At 41.1% G+C, this 20,039-nt stretch carries 18 protein-coding genes and 1 pseudogene; 8 read left to right on the forward strand and 11 right to left on the reverse strand.

What is annotated here, in order from left to right; all coding sequences use genetic code 11:
• Positions 1-43: 43 nt before the first annotated feature.
• The 7 genes and pseudogenes from FTV50_RS09075 to FTV50_RS09100 all read right to left on the reverse strand — a co-directional run bounded on the left by FTV50_RS09075 (position 44) and on the right by FTV50_RS09100 (position 9,381).
• Positions 44-1,030 carry a hypothetical protein gene (locus FTV50_RS09075; protein WP_257223887.1) on the reverse strand — a complete coding sequence of 329 codons (987 nt, stop codon included), beginning with the start codon at positions 1,028-1,030 and terminating at the stop codon, positions 44-46.
• Positions 1,031-1,040: 10 nt separating this feature from the next.
• Positions 1,041-1,559 (reverse strand): MFS transporter, encoded by a 519-nt coding sequence (locus FTV50_RS16710; protein WP_257223888.1) that lies wholly within the window; start codon positions 1,557-1,559, stop codon positions 1,041-1,043.
• A gap of 126 nt (positions 1,560-1,685) precedes the next feature.
• Positions 1,686-4,790 (reverse strand): multidrug efflux RND transporter permease subunit, encoded by a 3,105-nt coding sequence (locus FTV50_RS09080; RefSeq protein WP_269465455.1) that lies wholly within the window; start codon positions 4,788-4,790, stop codon positions 1,686-1,688.
• Positions 4,787-5,950 carry an efflux RND transporter periplasmic adaptor subunit gene (locus tag FTV50_RS09085; RefSeq protein WP_180024230.1) on the reverse strand — a complete coding sequence of 388 codons (1,164 nt, stop codon included), beginning with the start codon at positions 5,948-5,950 and terminating at the stop codon, positions 4,787-4,789. Before FTV50_RS09085 ends, FTV50_RS09080 begins: the two co-directional genes overlap by 4 nt.
• A gap of 376 nt (positions 5,951-6,326) precedes the next feature.
• Positions 6,327-8,126: a hypothetical protein gene (locus FTV50_RS09090; protein WP_020752729.1), complete on the reverse strand. Its 1,800-nt coding sequence runs from the start codon at positions 8,124-8,126 to the stop codon at positions 6,327-6,329.
• A gap of 121 nt (positions 8,127-8,247) precedes the next feature.
• A pseudogene (locus FTV50_RS09095) lies at positions 8,248-9,087 on the reverse strand (YifB family Mg chelatase-like AAA ATPase); the annotation flags it as partial.
• A 66-nt stretch (positions 9,088-9,153) separates the two neighbouring features.
• Positions 9,154-9,381, reverse strand: a complete 228-nt coding sequence (locus FTV50_RS09100) for an accessory factor UbiK family protein (protein WP_078189551.1) — start codon at positions 9,379-9,381, stop codon at positions 9,154-9,156.
• Between the two features lie 278 nt (positions 9,382-9,659).
• On the opposite strand from FTV50_RS09100, the gene glnK reads away from it, so the two are divergent.
• From glnK to FTV50_RS09135, 7 genes are all read left to right on the forward strand, one after another.
• Positions 9,660-9,998 carry a P-II family nitrogen regulator gene (gene glnK, locus FTV50_RS09105; RefSeq protein WP_067763174.1) on the forward strand — a complete coding sequence of 113 codons (339 nt, stop codon included), beginning with the start codon at positions 9,660-9,662 and terminating at the stop codon, positions 9,996-9,998.
• A 61-nt stretch (positions 9,999-10,059) separates the two neighbouring features.
• The gene (locus FTV50_RS09110; protein ID WP_078189464.1) at positions 10,060-11,451 is read left to right on the forward strand and encodes an ammonium transporter; all 1,392 of its coding nucleotides are present in this window, start codon (positions 10,060-10,062) and stop codon (positions 11,449-11,451) included.
• Between the two features lie 138 nt (positions 11,452-11,589).
• Complete coding sequence (gene nrdR / locus FTV50_RS09115; RefSeq protein ID WP_067763170.1) at positions 11,590-12,048, forward strand: transcriptional regulator NrdR; 459 nt, start codon at positions 11,590-11,592, stop codon at positions 12,046-12,048.
• 36 nt (positions 12,049-12,084) lie between these two features.
• Entirely contained in the window at positions 12,085-13,188 is a 1,104-nt protein-coding gene (ribD, locus tag FTV50_RS09120) for a bifunctional diaminohydroxyphosphoribosylaminopyrimidine deaminase/5-amino-6-(5-phosphoribosylamino)uracil reductase RibD (protein ID WP_180024232.1), read from the forward strand.
• The gene (locus FTV50_RS09125; RefSeq protein WP_078189462.1) at positions 13,185-14,477 is read left to right on the forward strand and encodes a DNA adenine methylase; all 1,293 of its coding nucleotides are present in this window, start codon (positions 13,185-13,187) and stop codon (positions 14,475-14,477) included. The genes ribD and FTV50_RS09125 overlap by 4 nt, the downstream gene beginning before the upstream one ends.
• A 33-nt stretch (positions 14,478-14,510) precedes the next feature.
• On the forward strand, positions 14,511-15,170 hold the full coding sequence (locus tag FTV50_RS09130; RefSeq protein WP_078192598.1) for a riboflavin synthase: 660 nt from the start codon (positions 14,511-14,513) through the stop codon (positions 15,168-15,170).
• Between the two features lie 112 nt (positions 15,171-15,282).
• Positions 15,283-15,828 (forward strand): VTT domain-containing protein, encoded by a 546-nt coding sequence (locus tag FTV50_RS09135; protein ID WP_180024233.1) that lies wholly within the window; start codon positions 15,283-15,285, stop codon positions 15,826-15,828.
• Positions 15,829-15,890: 62 nt separating this feature from the next.
• Here FTV50_RS09135 and FTV50_RS09140 read toward each other — a convergent pair whose 3' ends face one another.
• The 4 genes from FTV50_RS09140 to FTV50_RS09155 form a co-directional block, all read right to left on the reverse strand.
• Entirely contained in the window at positions 15,891-16,109 is a 219-nt protein-coding gene (locus FTV50_RS09140; protein ID WP_078192596.1) for a hypothetical protein, read from the reverse strand.
• A 142-nt stretch (positions 16,110-16,251) separates the two neighbouring features.
• Complete coding sequence (locus FTV50_RS09145) at positions 16,252-16,890, reverse strand: hypothetical protein (protein ID WP_180024234.1); 639 nt, start codon at positions 16,888-16,890, stop codon at positions 16,252-16,254.
• 39 nt (positions 16,891-16,929) lie between these two features.
• Positions 16,930-17,337, reverse strand: coding sequence for a DNA polymerase III subunit chi (locus FTV50_RS09150; RefSeq protein ID WP_180024235.1), 408 nt, complete (start codon positions 17,335-17,337; stop codon positions 16,930-16,932).
• Positions 17,330-18,778, reverse strand: coding sequence for a leucyl aminopeptidase (locus FTV50_RS09155; protein WP_180024236.1), 1,449 nt, complete (start codon positions 18,776-18,778; stop codon positions 17,330-17,332). The genes FTV50_RS09150 and FTV50_RS09155 overlap by 8 nt, the downstream gene beginning before the upstream one ends.
• 159 nt (positions 18,779-18,937) lie before the next feature.
• On the opposite strand from FTV50_RS09155, the gene lptF reads away from it, so the two are divergent.
• On the forward strand, positions 18,938-20,038 hold the full coding sequence (lptF, locus tag FTV50_RS09160; protein WP_180024237.1) for an LPS export ABC transporter permease LptF: 1,101 nt from the start codon (positions 18,938-18,940) through the stop codon (positions 20,036-20,038).
• Position 20,039: the final 1 nt, after the last annotated feature.

Raw genomic sequence — 20,039 nt, forward strand, 5'->3', positions numbered from 1 at the left:
CTGAACTTAACCATTCTGTTTGATGATCCTCAAATAAATTTCATCACAATGAATTCTCATCTCGATATTTCGCTAACATAAAAAATACCACAATGGAGAGTATGCCGATGATAATCCCTGCTGTTAATAATAAATTAACATGAGCTGAACTGAAGGCAATTTTACCTGCGTTAATCAATGCTGTACCTTGTTCAACGGGTAACTGGCTCGCCACTAAATAGGTATCACCAATCGATAGTCTGGCTTTTTCTGCTAAAACAGCAGTTAAATCTGACGGCACTTGAAGATGACTGCCAAATATATAGGCCATGAAAACACCAAATAAAGTAATACCTAGTCCTGTACCCAGTTCATAACCTGTACTTTCAAGTGAACCTGCCGCACCGCCCTTTTCTGCAGGTACTGAGCCCATGATCGCAATGGATGAAGCTGTTAAACCGATACTTAGAGTGAGTCCAATTGAAGCTAAAATAAAGGGAACAATAATTCCCGGATGATGAAAATCTGAATAACTCAAACTGATCAACGCAATTGCTGCCAATATTAATGAAAATGTTGCAACTAGACGCAGTCCGAATTTATTAGATAAAAATCCAGCAATAGGCCCACCAATAGCAGCAGCAACCATAATCGGAACCATAAAAAGACCAGCTTGTAGTGGTGTTAAACGAATGACATATTGCAGCTCCATCGCTAAGGTTAATTCCACACCTGCCAAAGCGCCTGCAGCAACCATTGCCATAATAATGCCTGCTAAAATAGCAGGGCGTGAAAATAGTGAAAGATCTAGCATCGGTTGAGGAGAATTCAGCTGTTTGCGTACAAATATGGTTAATAATCCAATAGAAAAAATGACTAAAGGAAGGACAATTAACAACGACTGTTTACCGCCTAAGCCTGCTTTGAGCGCATATACAAATGAAACCAAACCGAAAATTAGCAATAGCGCCTGACCAAATGCCCAATGTCCAGAGGTTACAGCTTCATTTTTGGATAATAAGAAATAGCACATTGGGGCGACAACTAACATGATTGGGACATTAATGAGGAAAACTGAACCCCCACCAGAAATATTCTAACAATCCACCACCAATGAGCGGTCCAATGGCGGCACCGGCTGATCCGATTGTGCCCCAAATACCCAGCGCAATGGCACGTTCGCGACTGTCTTCGAAGGTTCTGCGAATAATACCCAATACACAGGGCATAATCATGGCACCGCCTAATGCTAATAAAGCACGTGCGGCAATCAGCATAGAAGCCGTTTGGGAAAATGCCGCAAGGACTGAGGCAATTCCAAATATAACCAAGCCAATCAGCAGAATCTTACGATTGCCGACACGATCAGCCAAAGTTCCCATCGGAACTAAAAGTCCAGCCATAAGTAATGGATAAATATCAATAATCCATAAGACTTGGTTGCTTGAGGCACTCAATGATTGGGTTAATGATGGAACCGCAACATGCAGTACAGTCATATCAATCACAATCGGCAGAAATGCAAGCACGACAGCGAGCAATATCCACCAGCGTTTCGGATCAAGATTCGTAGCTTTCATGATCAAACCTATATTGATGGTTTATTAAATCAATTCTGAAATAAAGATGTAAATGAAAGATTTGTTGTGGGCTAAACTCGTTAACCCACAGCTTTTATATTTAGCTTTTATTCTCAGTTTTGATGCTTAATGTGCCGCTTTACGTTTCGAGAATTTCTCAACCATGCTCATGACGACAATAAAGAAAATCGGTACAAAAATAACAGCTAGAATTGTTGCGCTGATCATGCCGCCAAAGACGCCTGTACCAATCGCTTTTTGAGTTTCAGAACTAGCGCCACTGGCAATGACTAAAGGAATAACGCCACAGGTAAATGCCAAAGATGTCATTAGGATTGGACGTAAGCGCAATTTAGCGGCTGCAACGGTTGCCTCCACTAAACCCATTCCTTCTTCTCTTAATGCTTTTGCAAACTCAACAATCAAAATGGCATTCTTTGCAGATAGACCAATAATCGTGATCATGCCGACCTTAAAGAAAATATCATTTGGCATACCACGTAACATTACTGCTAAAAAGGCGCCAATCAACCCTAGAGGGACAACTAGCATCACAGAGAATGGAATTGACCAGCTTTCATAAAGTGCTGCCAAGACAAGGAAAACGACTAACATCGACAACAGTAATAAAAACAAGGTTTGTGATTCCGACTGTTTTTCTTCTAGAGAAATCCCAGTCCACTCATAACCCACACCTTTCGGAAGCTGTTTAATCAAATTTTCCATCTCAGTCATGGCTTGTCCTGAAGATACACCTGCTGCTGGACTGCCAGAAATACTCAATGATGGACGACCGTTGTAACGATTGTATTGTTGTGGTGAATGTTGCCAAATGGGTGTAATTATTTCAGACATTGAAACCAATTTACCGCTTTGACTGTTCACTTTAATCTGAAGAATATCTTCAATACTCATGCGTGATTTGGAATCAAGCTGCACTATGACTTGCTGCATGCGGTCTTGATTTGGAAAGTCATTGATGTACATCGAACCCATTGAGGTTGAAATAATATCGGTCACATCACTGAAATTAACACCTAATGCCTGCAATTTATCTCTATCAATTTTAAGCTGTACAGAACTGCCATCTGGCAAACCTTCAGGATAGACCTCCGCCACGATTTTACTTTGTGCTGCTAATGCTAAAAGCTGATCTTGCGCTTCTCTTAAAGCAGGCATGCCAATATTGCCACGATCTAATAATCTCAGTGAAAAACCAGATGAGTTACCTAATTCATCAATGGCTGGTGGTAACACAGACATGGTTTGACCTTCTGAACTTTCAGCCATCGCTATATTTGCATTATTCACGACTTCTTGTGCCGTAATAGTACGCTCTTCGAATGGCAATAGATTAGTAAAATACATCGCTGTATTCTGACCAGAACCACTAAAACCAAAACCTAAGACTGCCATATTGTCTTTAATACCCGTTTCTTGGTCTAAATGATTTTGAAACTCAGCAACGACTTTACGGGTACGTTCTTGAGTTGCATCCGCAGGAAGCTGAATTGAAGTCATAAACCACCCCTGATCTTCTTCTGGCATAAACGCAGTCGGAACGTGTTTAAAACTAAAAATCAGCACAATGACAATGCCTAAGAAACATAACATTGCGAGGGTTTTATGTTTAATTACTTTAAATAAACTACGTTCGTAGCGATTGTTCAGCTTCTCAAAACTGCGATCAAACCATGCAAAAACACCTTTTTTCTGATGGTCTTGATCAATCGGTTTTAACATTGTTGCACATAACGCAGGGGTTAATGTCAATGCAAGGAAAGCTGAGAATAAAATGGAAACTGACATGGTAATGGTGAATTGGCGATAGATAATCCCCACCGAGCCTGACGCCAATGCCATCGGCAAGAATACAGCGGCTAACACTAAGGTAATACCAATAATCGGATTGGTAATTTCCTTCATGGCTTTAGATGTGGCTTCAACTGGAGATAAACTTTCTGTCGCCATAATTCGTTCAACATTCTCAATGACCACAATCGCATCATCGACAATAATCCCAATCGCAAGCACCATGCCGAACATGGTCAGCACATTAATCGAAAAACCTGCAAGTAGCATGACTGAAAATGTGCCAAGCAATGCAATCGGTGCAACGATCGCTGGAATTAAGGTGTATCGAACATTATGTAAGAAAATAAACATGACAATAAAAACTAAAGCCATAGCTTCAAGCAATGTCATGATTACTTTTTCAATCGAAACTTTTACAAAAGGTGCAGTGTCGTAAGGTATAGAGAATTTCATACCATCAGGCAATGCTAGACTTAATTGTTCAATTTTTGCTTTTACACCCTCTGCAGTCTTAACAGCATTGGCACCAGGACTCATTTGTATCGCCACAGCTGTAGAGGCTTTACCATTTTCTAAAATCGCAAAGTTATACATTTGCGCACCAATTTCGACACGAGCAACATCCGATAATCGAACAATGGCACCATTTTGTTGAGCACGTAAACTAATGTTCTTGAATTGCTCTACAGTTTCTAATTGACCTTGAGCAGTCAAAGGAATGGTGATTTGTTGCCCCTTCAACGCAGGAACATCACCAATACGACCCGGTGATATCGGCAAGTTTTGGTTTTGGATGGCTGTATTCACATCTTGAATACTCAATCCATAAGAGACCAAGCGGTCTGGATCGACCCAAATTCGCATGGCTTTCTCAGCACCAAAGTTTTGGACTTTACCAACACCTTCGACCCGTTTTAATTCTTCAATTACATAGCGAGTCATATAGTCACTGACATCAATTTCACTATATTTGCCATTTGGTGAACTCAACCCCACCATCATTAAAAAACCAGATGATGCAGCATCAACCATCAGCCCCTGTTGTCGAACTGTTTGGGGTAGGCGCGACTCAATGGCTTTAATTTTGTTTTGTACATCAACTTGTGCCAGTTCTACATCTGTGCCTGGTTTAAAGGTTGCGGTGATTGTTGCTGTTCCAGAACTATCCGAACTTGAACTGTAATACAGTAAGTTCTTGACACCTGACATTTCCCGCTCAATCAATGTCACAACACTATCATTCAGTGTCTTTGGGGTAGCACCTGGATAGATTGCAGTAATACTGATCTGTGGTGGCGCAACACTCGGAAATCTTGCAATAGGTAACTTGGGAATACTGAGTACACCTAACAAAATAATAAATAAAGCGATCACCCATGCAAAAACAGGACGCTTAATGAAAAATTGAGACATTATTTCTTGCCTCCACTTTCCTGAGTATTTGTAGGTTGCCACTGCTTAATTTTTAGTTTTTGCTCAGGCTGTATACGATCAGCGCCTTCAACAATAACTTTTTCGCCTGCTTGTAATCCTTGTGTTACTACATAGCTATTTTGATAACGTTGACCAAGCTGAATAGGCTTGCTTTGCGCTAAACCTTTTTGATTAACAATCGTAACATTGGCTTTACCATTAATATCATGTTGAATCGCTTGTTCAGGTACTAACAGCGCATTTTCAACTTGAGCTCGGCTCATATTGACTCGAACATACATGCCTGGCAAAAGTTTTTGATTTTGATTATTGACTAGAATACGAATCGTGACATCACCCGTGTCAGGATCAACTTTAGTATCTGAAAATAGGATTTCACCTGTGACATTATAAGGTTTACCCTGACTATTCAGGATTTCAACCGTATGTTTGATGTTTGACACGTCACCTTGCTGCAAAGCTTCCTGTAGCTTTTCATAATCACTAATTGATTGCTTTACATCGACGTAGACTTTATTAATCTGTTGTATTACGGCCATCGCATTGCTATCGCCTTGACCAACCAATGCACCTTCAGTCACTAAGATTTCACCAATCGTTCCTGAGATGGGTGCTGTGACAGTGGCATATTTAAGATTGAGCTGCTGTCTACTTAACATAGCTTGCATTTGCGCCACATCGGCTTTTGCTTTTTTATAATCTGCTTCCGTATTGTTGTATTCCTGCTGACTAACCGCATTTACTTTTACCAATTCAGTGTAGCGTTTTAACAGCACCTGCAAACGTGTCACCTCAGCTTGTGCACGGTTTAAAGTAGCTTGATTGCTTTTTACATCTGCCTGAAAGATTTCAGAATTTAATCTAAAAAGTGGTTGACCTGCTTGCACATAAGAGCCTTGTTTAAAAAGCACTTTATCAACAATTCCACCTACTTGCGGACGAATTTCAGCAATCCGGTAAGCTGTAACACGGCCGGGAAGATTTTCAATTACATTCATAGATTGCGGTAATACAGTGATGGTACTGACCACCACCGGCGGCATTTCTGCTGCGGACTGTTCAGCATCTTTGGATTGTGTACAGCCGATCAAAAGTACAGTTGTAATAAGTATTGAACTTATTAAATGATGACATGTTTGCATGTTTTTTCAGAGAGAGTTTTAGATGCTACTATTTTGAAATAGCAGTGTTTATGAATTGCTAATGTTATGTGGAGATTGTGTGGAGAAAACTGTTAAATGGGAAGTAATTTTAATTTGGCTGAAACTATTATTAATAATAAACACTTGATTTTGTTAAGCTAAATTATTGTTTTATAATAACTTTATTAATATTGGTTGATTGAGAAACCTGTTGGAAGTTTTAGATATATTTCATACTATTCTTTATATGAGTTATCTATTTAAAAAGAAGTAATAAAGAAGCTAATGGATCATTTTGAAGTAGAAGTTTTAAAACAAGCTGCTTCGTAATTCTTCAATAAATACGAAGCATATTTTAGTAAATTTAATTCTCTATTTATAATTTTTTCTTTTTTATTAATATTTTGAAAATTTTATTAAAACTTGCAACCCAATCAGCTTGGTCAGTATGCATGTGCTTCATGGCTCTTTTTTGATTGAAGTTAGTCTTGCAAATATCGAACCATTTTTTTGTTCCTTTTTTCCCCTCAATTGCTTCACAAATCATGGTTATATTTTTTTCATTAAGCATCTCTTTGGTAATAAATAGAAAAAAACAAAATGCTTCATTATTTTTGTTATTTTTCTTAATATCAATAAGGTAAAGATGATCATGAAATTCGGCTAACTCTAACTTTAAAAACAAAAGTAATCTTCCAACGTCATCGTTAATCCAAGTATTATGAATAGGGAATTTAACGATGGGCTTTATCTGTAAAAGTGAAAAGGTGTCTGAAAGATTTCCACTTTGATCAATGCAAGATACTTTAGTTAATTTAGTAGAATCTTTTTTAGCTTCAATGTTTTTTAAACTACTAAATATAAGAGCAAGATCATCTACATCTAGTTTATTCGGTTTTTTTTCTGAATTTTCAGATTTTGTAGGTTTATTCTTTCTATTGCCATAACGGTTGCCTGATGATTCTTCATCTTTATTTTCATTTTTTTCTTTACTTTCAATATATTGTATATTTGATTCAGTTTCAATTACTTCTTCAATAATCTCAATATCGAAATCAGTAAAATCTACTGAAATATCAGTCTGTTTTTTATTTTCACCTCTGTTGTGAGATGGGTCTTCTTGGGTGTTGATACGAGTGTTATTGCGTTTTTTTTTGTTTCGACCTTGTCTATGAACTTTATCTTTATCAATGGTTTCTATCTGTTCCTCTGATTCTGTTACAGGTGCATAAGCTACTATAGGAAAATCAGCAATAGGAGAAACTTTAGATACGTGTGTAATTAAAAATCGTTTTCCATTTTCAAGCCAAATACCTTCGGCAGTTAAGCTCATTGTTGTTGAATGCGGAGGAATTACACTAGGAAATCTAGATGGATATGGCTTTCCAGTTTTATCGAGTTTTATGTCATTTAACGAATTTCGTATATTTAGCACTTTTTCTTGGGTGTTTTTGTTTAGTGCTAGATTTGCCAAAAATGTGATCGCTTCTTTTCCTATGGTTTTAACCATATTTTTTTTCAGTACAACAGATATTTTTTCAACATTTTCAACATTTTGAATTTCATATTTTTCTAAAAATAAATCAACTATATGTGAAATACTGTAATTTTCATTGATGATATGGCCTCTAATGTCCTTTCTTGCAGGGATATAAAAAGCATGGAGTGAATGAATACAACTTGTAAGTACTTCGATATTATCATTTGATTTTAAAATACAATATTTACTCATTAAAAATGGGTAATATCTAAAAGGCACATTTGCACTGTATTCATTTTTAGGAATGAATATTTTTTCATTATATAAGTAGTATTCGTCTGAATCAGGAATCTTAGCATCAAATCTAATGATCTTTGGTTCGTTAATGGAAAAATCAAACTCAAAATTAACTGTTCTCAGACAGTTATTAAAAGAGAATTTTCTTCCCTCTATTCGTGTTTGGCCTTTCCATATTGTGCCAATTTGTACTGTATCCAAATCTCGAAAAGTGACATCATATTTGTTGTAAGAATTTTCAGATACATTTAAACGATTAGGGTTTGCCGCATCAAGCTCAACAAGTAGAACTTCAATTAATATATTGTCAGATTCAGAACTCGAATTTAACTTTAAACAACTATATAGGTAGACAACTCGTTCGATTTCATCATCAGGAAATGAGTCAATAGAGGTCATATCAGAATATACTCTAATAAAGGTTATTATAAAAAAGAAATTATGAGTTATTAATAGTCTATTTTTATATATTTGACTAGCTTCTATTTTTGTAAACTAGCTTTTATTTTTGTAAGTGACATCCTCCACCGACGAGGGCAATCGCAGATGCGGTATGGTGTGGCGCACGAAATGGACGCTGCCCAAAATGATGATTTGCACCTGCAATGGAATAAATACTCGCGACTTGCAAATTTTCTTGCATATCTAAGGGCGGTAGAATACTGGGCAAACGCGAGGCGAGTAGAGTTTTCCCTGTGCCCGGAGGGCCACGAAATAGTAGGGAATGACCGCCTGCAGCTGCAATTTCTAAAGCACGACGTGGTCTGAGTTGACCTTTCACATCAGATAAATCAAAAGGGTAACTGTGTTGATTGGCTGACGATGTCGAGGGATGGCTACTGATTAAGGCTGAACGACTTAAATGTTCACATACATCCTTAAGATGCTGCGCAGGAAAGACTTGGAACTCAGGCAGTTGCGCTGCTTCATCGGCATTGAGTGCAGGTAGAATCAGATGATGCCCGATATGCTGACAGGCAATGGCTATGCTTAAGATGCCACTGACAGGTCGTAAATAACCATCAAGTGCCAATTCTCCAATAAATTCAAAACCATCTGCTGCATTTTCAGGAAGTTGTCCCGACGCGATCAGAATCCCTAAAGCAATGGCGAGATCTAAACGTGAACCATCTTTGGGTAAATCTGCGGGTGAAAGATTAATGGTCAGACGTTTGGTCGGGAATTGAAAGCCACTATTAATAATTGCGGAGCGGACACGGTCTTTACTTTCACGGACGGCAGCCTCAGGTAGGCCAACGATGGTCAATGAAGGTAAACCTTGGCTGACATGAACTTCAACTTCAATTTGGGGTGCATTTAAGCCGAGCAAACCCCGAGTATAGATTTTGGCAAAAGACATATTATTGTTCCGTTATGGTGCATTATTTTTAATCGTTATGCGTCTTTTGTTGCACTAAAAAGGTGCTTATTTTTTGTTCTGAATTTTTTGTTCGAGTTCTTCGACGTGTTTCAACAATTCATTTAAACGTAAATTGGCATTATTCAGTGCAGTACGTTGGCGTTCGATTTCTTCTTTAGATACGAGATCCATTTTGCTCACAGCTTCGTTAAGTAAGCTGCGAAGATTATGTTCGACGTCTTTTTTCGGCTGATCGATTTGTTCTAATATCGCTTGTAATAAGGTTTCAATCATTGTTGTGACCATCCTCAGTGAATTGGTTGCAGCAGTTTAACATCGCCACATTCATGACCATAGTGCTTTAATTTAAATATGCGTTTAATCGATCAGTTAAATCGTAATTCTTCTAGTAAAAACGTCTATTTTTATAAGCATACGCAAGATTATCCGTATAAAATAGGTTATAAAGAAATCTCATGCTGAGCTGACTATTTTCCCCCGACTGTAGTCATATTGGCATGAAAATTGAACATAAAACCTTACAGGTGAAATAAGCCGAAGGAAAACAAAACATGAAGCTCGTAACTGCAATTGTAAAACCTTTTAAATTAGATGACGTGCGTGAAGCACTCTCTGAGAATGGTGTTCAAGGGATCACTGTCACTGAAGTTAAAGGCTTCGGTCGCCAGAAAGGTCACACTGAACTTTATCGTGGTGCTGAATATGTGGTTGATTTCTTACCAAAAGTAAAAATCGAAATCGCAATCAGTGATGAAATGGTCGATACCGTAATTGAATCGATTACTCGTGTTGCAAGCACAGGAAAAATTGGCGACGGTAAAATTTTTGTAAGCAATCTGGAACAAGTCATCCGTATCCGTACTGGTGAAACAGGTGCTGATGCCGTTTAAAAAATTGGCATGAAGTTTGCTGAGTAGCTAATAACTCAGAAAATCAGGTCGGGGGATACGAATGAAAAAGATGCTAATTGCACTCGGCTTGTCCAGTGCACTTTTAGGTGGTTCTGTTGCGTGGGCTGAAGAAAGCGCAACAGCACCTACAGAAGAAGTCACAGTAGTTGATACTGCAAATACAACAACGCTAAATACAACAGAAGCTGCAGTTCCAGTTGAAGCAGCGCCAGCACCTGCAGAAGAAGAGCCTAAGCTCGATACAGGTGATACAGCATGGATTTTAGTGTCCACTGCACTTGTGTTACTCATGACAATTCCCGGTTTAGCATTATTTTACGGCGGTATGGTTCGTAAGAAAAATGTACTCAGCACCATGGCACACAGTTTCGTTGCGGCAGGTGTCGTAAGCTTAACGTGGGTGATTGTGGGTTATACCTTAGCATTTGGTGAAGGTAATGCCTTTATCGGTAGCTTAGACAAATTTATGTTGTCGGGCATCACCACTGAAGCCTTGTCCGGTACGATTCCAGAGATTCTTTTTGTTATTTTCCAAATGACATTTGCCATCATTACCGTTGCCATTATTAGCGGTTCGATTGCAGAACGTATGAAATTCGGTGCTTTCGTTGCCTTCATCGCAATTTGGAGCGTCGTGGTTTATGCACCAATTACCCACTGGGTATGGGGCGGTGGTTGGTTAGGTAACGACGGTGCGCTTGATTTTGCGGGTGGTACGGTTGTTCACATCAACTCAGGTGTTGCGGGTCTTGTTGCAGCGTACATGCTTGGTAAACGTATGGGGCTTGGCCGTGAATCAATGGCGCCACATAATCTAACGTTAACCGTCATCGGTGCAAGCCTTGTATGGGTGGGTTGGTTCGGTTTCAATGGTGGTTCTGCACTAGGTGCAAATGGTTCAGCTGGTTATGCATTGGTGGTAACACAAGTTGCAGCAGCTGCAGCAGCAGTGGCATGGTTAATTACTGAAAAAGTGGTTCGTGGTAAAGCGTCTGTCTTGGGTGGTGCTTCTGGTGCGGTAGCAGGTCTTGTGGTGATTACACCTGCGGCAGGTTTCGTAACCGTTGGCGGCGCTTTAGCGATGGGTCTGATCGGTGGTGTGGTTTGCTTCTGGGGTATTACTGCGCTGAAACGTGCGTTGAAAGCGGATGACTCTTTGGATGCGTTTGGTCTACATGGTGTCGGTGGTATCGTGGGTGCGATCCTTACAGCATTCTTTGCCAGCGAATTCATCATGGGTGATAAAGCACCAAGCAACTTAATGCATCAATTATGGGTTCAAGTCGAAGGTGTACTAGCGACCATCGCTTACTCAGCTGTGATGACATTCATTATCTTGAAAGTGATTGATCTAGTGATTGGCATCCGTGTTGAAGCTGATGACGAACGTATGGGTCTAGACTTAAGTCAACATGGTGAACGTGTAGAATAATAAGATCACAGTAAATCAATATATTGTGTAAAACAGCCCGAAAGGGCTGTTTTTTTTCCATATCTAGCGTAAAGCTCTACAAATTTCAAAATTTTTGCTACACTCTAAATCCATTCGGATTTGTTCAATTTAACCGCTATGCATTGTCCATTTTGCAACGCTGAAGACAGTAAAGTGATTGACTCACGTCTTGCTGCTGAAGGCTGTCAGATACGCCGCCGCCGTGAATGTATTAGTTGCGGTGAACGTTTTACAACTTTTGAAAGCTATGAAGTGGTGATGCCGCGTGTCATCAAGTCGGATTCAAAGAGCGAACCTTTTGATGAGGCCAAGCTCCGCCGCTCGCTGATGCATGCCTTGCAAAAGCGTCCAGTAACGCAAGAGCAAATTGAAACGGTACTCAGTGATATTCAATTGCAAATTCGCCGTTTGGGTGAACGTGACGTGAAATCACGCACCATTGGTGAAATTGTTATGCAGTCTTTGTTTGCTTTAGATCATGTGGCTTATGTACGTTTTGCTTCTGTGTATCAAGACTTTCAAGATGTAGAAGCTTTTCGTCGTCAAATTGAGCAAATGCAGCAGCGTGAGCACTAATGCACATCTGCTTCCATTTTTATCATGAGTGATTACATGTCTGAGTTAGATCAAGTGACTTTGCAGCAGCATCAACAGTGGATGCGGCGTGCAATTGCATTGGCACAGCAGGGGCAATACAGCACTCGTCCCAATCCCAATGTGGGCTGTGTGATTGTCAAAGACGGTCAATTGGTTGGTGAAGGTTTTCATCCAAAAGCGGGTCAGCCGCATGCAGAAGTCTTTGCAATGCGTGATGCAGGTGAGGCCGCACGTGGCGCAACCGCTTATGTGACTTTGGAGCCTTGCGCACACTATGGACGTACGCCACCTTGTGCCAAAGGCTTGGTGGAAGCAGGTGTTGCTCAAGTCGTTGTGGCATGTCCCGATCCGAATCCATTGGTTGCGGGTAAAGGTGTACAAATCTTACGTGATGCTGGCATTGAAGTGATCACAGGTATTTGTGAAGCAGAAGCACATCAATTGAATTTGGGCTTTTTAAAAGCCATGGCGACGGGCATGCCTTATGTTCGGCTCAAAGTCGCATCGAGCCTAGATGGGCGTACTGCCATGGCCTCGGGTGAGTCTAAGTGGATTACCGGTGCGATGGCGCGACAAGATGTACAGCATTGGCGTGCGATATCAGGTGCTGTGATTACTGGGATTGAAACAGTATTAGCCGACGATTGCTTACTCAACGTACGTCAGCTCGATGACGCTGTTGACATGCGTAACGTGGTTCAGCCGAAACGTATCGTGCTAGATCGTCAAGGCCGCTTGCCATTAAGCGCAAAAATATTACAGCAACCTGAAACCGTGATGGTCATGGGGCCATATCGTCAGGAACTTGCTGACTTGGGCGTGGTACAATTTGAAATTCAGCCTTTGGCCGATCTGTTAGCAGCATGCGTTCAACAGTTCCAAATTTATGATGTACTTGTGGAAGCCGGTGCGACACTTTCGACCGCTTTCTTACAAGAACATTTGATCGATGAAATGATCAGTTATGTTGCACCGACCTTGTTGGGTCAGTCAGCACGTGCGATGTTTAATGCGGAATTTGACCGCATGGCAGAGCAGCTTCGATTTAAGCTGAAAGATGTCACTCAATTGGGTGATGACATTCGCTTAAGGTTAATCCCTTCTCAAGAGACGCTATGAATTCAGAGTCTACGGTTTATCACAAACGTCGTCATGCGGCTCGTACCACAGACGAATATCTTTTCCATCAGTTGGTTCCTTATTTGGGAAACAAACGCCGTCTATTACATCTGATTTTAGAAGCACTTGAGCAAACGGGAACCTTAAAACGCGAAGATGGTCGTGCGCCGATATTTGCTGACTTTTTTGCAGGTTCAGGTGTGGTATCACGGTTGGCACGTCAAAACGGCTATCGTGTTATTGCCAATGACTGGGAACCATACAGCCATGCCTTGAACAGCGCGATTCTCTCTTGCGTTGAAGCACCTGCGTTTAAAGAGTTGGGTGGCTATCAGAAAGCGATTGATTATCTGAACCGTTTGCCAGAAGTGAAAGGTTGGGTGACCCATAACTTGTGTCCACGTAATGATGAAATCTACGATCCGGCACGTGACCGTTTATTCTTTAAACGCCGTAACGGTATGCGTATCGATGCGATTCGTCAGCAAATTGCAACTTGGCAAGCTCAAGGCGCGATTGATGATGTGGAAATGAGTGCTTTGTTAGCGCCGTTATTGTATTCAGCAAGTTTTGTCAGCAATACCAGCGGTGTATTTAAAAGTTTCCATCATGGTTGGGGCGGTAAAACCCAAGCAGCCTTAGATCGTATCGGTTCATTGTTATGGCTGACCCCAAGTCGTTTTTGTGAAATTGGTGATCCGAAAAAACCCGCCGCTGAAATGTGGTGTGTCGACGCACAGCATTTGGCCAATCAAATGAGCGGCTTTGAAGTAGATGTGGCTTATCTCGATCCACCATATAACCAACATGCTTATAGCAGTAACTACCATGTGTTGAATGCCTTAACGTTATGGGATCAGGTGGATTTACCAACACCAGACACCAAGGGTTTTAAGAGCGGAATCGATCGTGCATGGCGTAAAGAACGTCCAAGTCCATATAATTCTTCGAAGCATGCGAAAGAAGCTTATGAAAAATTATTAGAAACCATCAATGCACGTTACATCCTGACGAGCTATTCAACCGATGGTAATATCAGCGCCACAGATTTGTTACAAGCCAATTTAAAACGTGGCCGAGTAAGCTTATTGACGCAAGATGTACCACGTTACCGCGTGAGTAAGCAGCGTCAGTCTGAACGTGCACGCGTACTAGAGTTTATTGTCATCACGGATACGCATGCCAAATCAGGTCCACCAATCCGTCAGTTGTTGAGTCAATTGCACCATTTTGCAGAATTAGGTGGTGTCGATACCTCTGGCGTGAGCACGCAACTTGATTTGTGGTAAAAATCATCGCCCCATATTTTTCAGGGATTGAACATGTTTACAGGCATTATTGAAAGTCTAGGTAAAGTTGAAAGCATTCAAAACGTGGGTGGCGATGTCCGCTTGCGTATCCAGACAGATTTAGACATGTCGGATGTGCATTTGGGGGACTCGATTGCCACCAATGGCATTTGCTTAACCGTGATTGACTTTGGTAGCAATTGGTATGCAGCTGATGTATCACGTGAAAGTTTAAATCGGACCACTTTGGAACACTGGAAAGCAGGGCAGGCAGTAAATGTGGAAAAAGCCATGTTGCCGACCACGCGTTTTGGTGGACATATTGTCAGTGGTCATGTCGATGCAGTGGGTGAAATCACTCAAGTTCGTTCAGATGCACGTTCAATTTATTTTGAAGTTACCGCACCGAAAGAAATTGCACGCTATTTAGCGGAAAAAGGCTCTGTGACCGTGGATGGTATTAGCCTGACAATTAACCATTTACGTGGCAATGTGCTGAGCTTAAATTTAATTCCGCACACGGCTGAACGAACCAATATCGGTACGTGGAAAGCTGGGGCGAAAGTGAACTTGGAAGTGGATGTTTTAGCACGTTATATTGAGCGTTTATTGCTCGGCGATAAAGCCGCTGAGACCACAGCGCAATCTAAAATTAGCTTAGATTTTCTCGCTGAAAATGGCTTCTTGAAATAAGTTGATACCGAAGAAAACCAAACAGTCTGATTGAAAAATTAGACTGTTTTTTTATTTTTGGTGATAATGCGTCGCGGTATGACATATATGATGAATAATCAGACAGGTGATAATGATTGATTTCTTACTGAATCTGGAACAGTGGTTACCCATGTTATTGGAAAATTATGGTGTGTGGATTTATGCCATTTTATTTCTGGTGATATTTTCAGAAACGGGTTCAGTATTTATGTTCTTCCTGCCAGGAGACAGCCTGTTGCTTGCCATCGGCGCATTATGCTCAACGACGGAAGTGGTGCATTTACACACTATGGGGCTGCTGTTATTTGTCGCATCGGTCTTGGGCTACTGCGTCAATTACTACACGGGCAGCGTGCTAGGCATTAAGTACTTTAATAAGCACACACGTTACTTTAAGCCCGAATATATGGTCAAAACCAATAAATATTTTATGAAGCATGGTGGTAAAACGATTTTAGTCGCACGCTTTGTACCCTTTGTACGTTCTTTTGCGCCTTTTGCTGCTGGATCTGCACGCATGAACCTTGGCACATTTATGTTCTATAACGTGCTAGGTGGTTTAATCTGGATTGGATTATTACTCGGTATCGGTTATTTCCTAGGACATACCGTTTCTGCAGTTGCAGATTTGGTCTAAGCCAAACTTAGACATAAAAAAAGCCCACAGTTGTGGGCTTTTTTTATGGAGTAGATGACCACTTAGTGTTTTGTAACGGTCACTACATCAAGGGTTTGAAAAATCGAGCTGTGGGGCGGTTGCTGAATGCTAAAACCACCTTTTTCTGATTCACGGCTGAGATAAACCGAAATACTGTGAAAGTCTGAATGACTCAGCCAAAGATCTTTGGCACGAATGTCCCATTGTTCTCCAGCAGATAGAGAGGATATTTTCTGGGTAATCTGGTGAATGATGTCCATATTGAATTCCCATCTGGATGCATGATTATATTTTTAGGATGCCTGAAGCATTGTATTTTGAGGAACAATGCTTCAGTCATATGAACATCATGTTGCAAATACATGTCAGTTTAATGACAGTGACCAGATTTCGATGCACGGCTTAAGATGCTTGGGACGATGTAGATTCTGTCGAAAAATTAGAGTTTTCTAAGATATAGTCAATTTCTTCTTGTGCGGCTGCTTTCAATTTTGCACGGAAATCACTGACGGCCATTTCGATTTGCGTTTCTGCCTCAAGTTCCAAACGCACGCGTACACTTTCGAGTTCTGACAACATCTGTCCTTTGCTCACCGATAAGCTTTGACTTAATCCCGCTAAACCCGTTTCAGGATTTTTATGATAGCGAGCGGCATAGTGTTGTACTTCACGATTAAGATTATGCTGCATCATGGTGAGCGCTTGCGTTTGTGCAGCAAAGCGTAACTCTTCGTCACGTTTCAGTTGTTCTGCATAGGCTTGTTCAGCTTCACGTTTTTCTTCTAAGGCTTTTTCTAAAGCCAGTTGTTTGCGAATACGAGCATCTTCAATCAGCTGTGCTTTCAAATCTGCATAGGCAGACTCAATTTTGTCAAAAGACACTTGCTGCTGCTGTTGGTCATTGACCAGCCATTGTTGAATGTCTGTACTGGGATTGAGTACATCGCAAACGCGACCAAGGTCATCAATAAAGGTCTGACGAATAGCTTCAGGTACTTTTAACCAGCGCTGTTTAAAGTCTGGACCGACATTCAATGCCATGGTGCATCTCCTTGCAAATAGGGTAAAACCAATATCACGTTAAAGTTTATGGGTCTGCGGTTGAACGCCCAAACGTCGATATTGTTTATATTTTTCACGCCCGATAATTTTAGCGGGTTCGTTATTTTCAATAATTTCGATAATGTGACTAAAACTTGCGAACTGTTCAAGTGCTTGATCGTTAAAATTAAACACAATCCAGTCGGTTTGCTCAGGCAATTGGGCAGAAATACAGACCGTTGCCTGGGGTTGATCGATACCATGGGGAATGAAACCTGTGTGATCGAAACTCCACAGGCGTTCATCAAGTTGTTGCTGTAAGTCTGGGTCAGCACAATGTAGCCAAATACGTACAGGCTGACGCAGGATCTTACGGCATAAACGACAAGTGCTTTCGACTTGTCGTTCAGGACTTTTTTCAAATAAATAAAAGCTAACTTTAGCCATTCGCTTGAGCACGATTCGCTAAGAATTGCATTAATAATGGCACAGGACGACCTGTTGCGCCTTTATTTACACCTGAGTTCCATGCAGTACCCGCAATGTCTAAATGCGCCCAACGATATTCACGCGTGAAGCGTTGAAGGAAACATGCAGCGGTCACAGAACCTGCTTTTGGACCACCAATGTTGGCAATATCTGCAAATGGAGAATCAAGTTGTTCTTGATAATCTTCAATCACTGGCATGCGCCACACGCGGTCAAAGCTGTGTTGACCCGCAGCAGTCAATTCAGCCGCAAGTTCATCATCCGGAGTGAACATACCAGTAAGGACTGAACCCAGTGCTACGACACATGCACCAGTGAGGGTTGCAATATCAATCACCAGTGCAGGGTTAAAGCGTTTTACATAGGTCAAGGTATCGCACAGAACCAAACGACCTTCGGCATCGGTATTTAGAATTTCAACGGTTTGACCGCTCATGGTGGTCACGATGTCGCCCGGGCGAGTGGCATGACCAGACGGCATGTTTTCTGCAGCAGCAATTGCGCCGACCACATGAATCGGTAATTTCGCTTCACACAGCGCACGGATGGTACCCAAAACTGATGCAGAACCGCACATGTCGAATTTCATTTCGTCCATGCCTGCACCCGGTTTAAGTGAGATACCACCCGTATCAAAAGTCACGCCTTTACCAACAAGCACCACAGGGGCTTCTTCACGGTTTGAAAGGTATTCGATAGTAATAATACGGCCTGGACGGTCAGAACCTTTGCTCACAGCAAGGAAAGCACCCATACCGAGATCAGCCATTTGTTGTTCATCGAGTACAGTCACTTTGAGTTGATCAGGGAATTCAGCTGCAAGCGCTTGAGCTTGTTCGGCTAAATATTCAGGGAAACAGATATTGCCCGGACGATTACCTAGGTCACGGGTAAAGCTTTGACCTGATTGCACTGCAGAAATTAATTCAAGCTGTGCAGTGGTTAATGGACTTTCAGTAGCGATTAAATGGATCTGCTCCAAAACAAATTCATTTTTCTTAGACTTGTATTCATCAAATGCATAAGCCGCTTGAGTCAGGCTAAGTGCAAATAAATAATGTTGTTCTTGTGGTAGGGCAGAGATATCGACACTGATCTGTTTGAATTTTTTTTGTGACGCTTTAATAATGGTTTGTGCAATTTTTGCAAATTTATTGACCTGTAATTCAGCAACTTTACCGAGGCCTAAAAGTGCGCTATTGCGACAAGCGGCAATGTTCGCCACCAAAGGCAGGCTTTCATTGAGTGCTGCTTTAAATTGAGTCGCGTCAATTAAATTATCTAAATCATTGATTTGATATGAAGTAGCTGCATTTGTAACGTGCTCAGAATCTACTAATATCAACAAATATTGGCTGGACGCATTCGCTTGGAATGACGTATTAATAGAAAGTTTCATGTGCGGTATTTATGCCTTTTTAAATTTATAAACCATTAAACCATTGAAACATTTATATGAATAGAGTTTCAATGAGCTACAAGGGTATAGGTTTTATATTTTCTACATTCGGGTAAACTAACGCTAGTTTTTATTGGCCCTATTTTTGGAAGAATTAATTTGATTATTCGGCGTTATCTGGTCAAGCAAGTGGTGTCGACATCACTGGTTGTGATTGCCTTATTGACCTTGATCATGATGGGTGGTCGTTTGATCAAGTACTTTGGTGTGGCGGCGCAGGGTCGTTTAGATGCAAGTATTTTATTTAGCATTATTGGCTACCGTTTGCCTGAATTTTTAACCTTAATTCTTCCGCTCGGTTTCTTTATTGGTCTGATGTTGGTCTTTGGTCGTCTGTATGTCGATCATGAAATGGCTGTGCTCAATGGTAGTGGTGTCAGTCGAAATCAATTGTCACGTTTATTGGTGCCAATGACCGTGGTCTTTATGGCTGTTCAAGCATTTTTGATGCTGTGGGCTTCGCCTTGGGGCATCCGTCAGTTTGAAGCATTAACGACTTCACAAGCAGTACGAACAGGCTTTGACTTGGTTCGACCGAAAGAGTTTATTTCCTCTGGGCCCTATACCATTTATGCAGGGGACTTGTCAGAAGACCGTAAAAACTTAAAAGATATTTTCTTCTATCAGCGTGCAGAAAAGGAGGGTAAGCCTGATGTCATTATTTTGGCAAAAGAAGCGACCCGCGTCGAAGTGCCCAATGATAATGCCAATGTGGTGGATTTGGTTGAAGGCCGCCGTTACGAAATCTATCCGGGGCAACCGCGTTATTCTCAAGCTGAATTCCAAAGTTATCGTTTACGTTTAGAAAATGATAAAGAAGCAAAATTTGAAAGTACCGAAGTAGAAGCTTTACCAACCTCGAAGTTATGGGATAACCGTCATGATCCTGTGGTTGCCAGTGAACTCGGTTGGCGGATATTTGTGCCGTTCGCTATTTTGGTGGCGTTATTACTCGCTACCGCTTTGTCTGAAGTGAGTCCTCGTCAAGGGCGTTACCTGAAACTGTTCCCAGCTTTACTTATTTTTGCCAGTTTAATCGTAGCCTTAATGGCGATCAAAACGCGGATCAGTAAAGATGAAATGGGCATCTGGGCTTATCCACTGGTCTTAGTGATTTACGGTATTGCAGCAGCATTGTTCTCGCGTAAACAAAAATTAGCGCCCAAAATTAAGAAACAAATTCAGCGAGTGAGGTCTTAAA

Source organism: Acinetobacter sp. YH1901134 (assembly GCF_013416965.1).
GTDB lineage: Bacteria > Pseudomonadota > Gammaproteobacteria > Pseudomonadales > Moraxellaceae > Acinetobacter > Acinetobacter amyesii.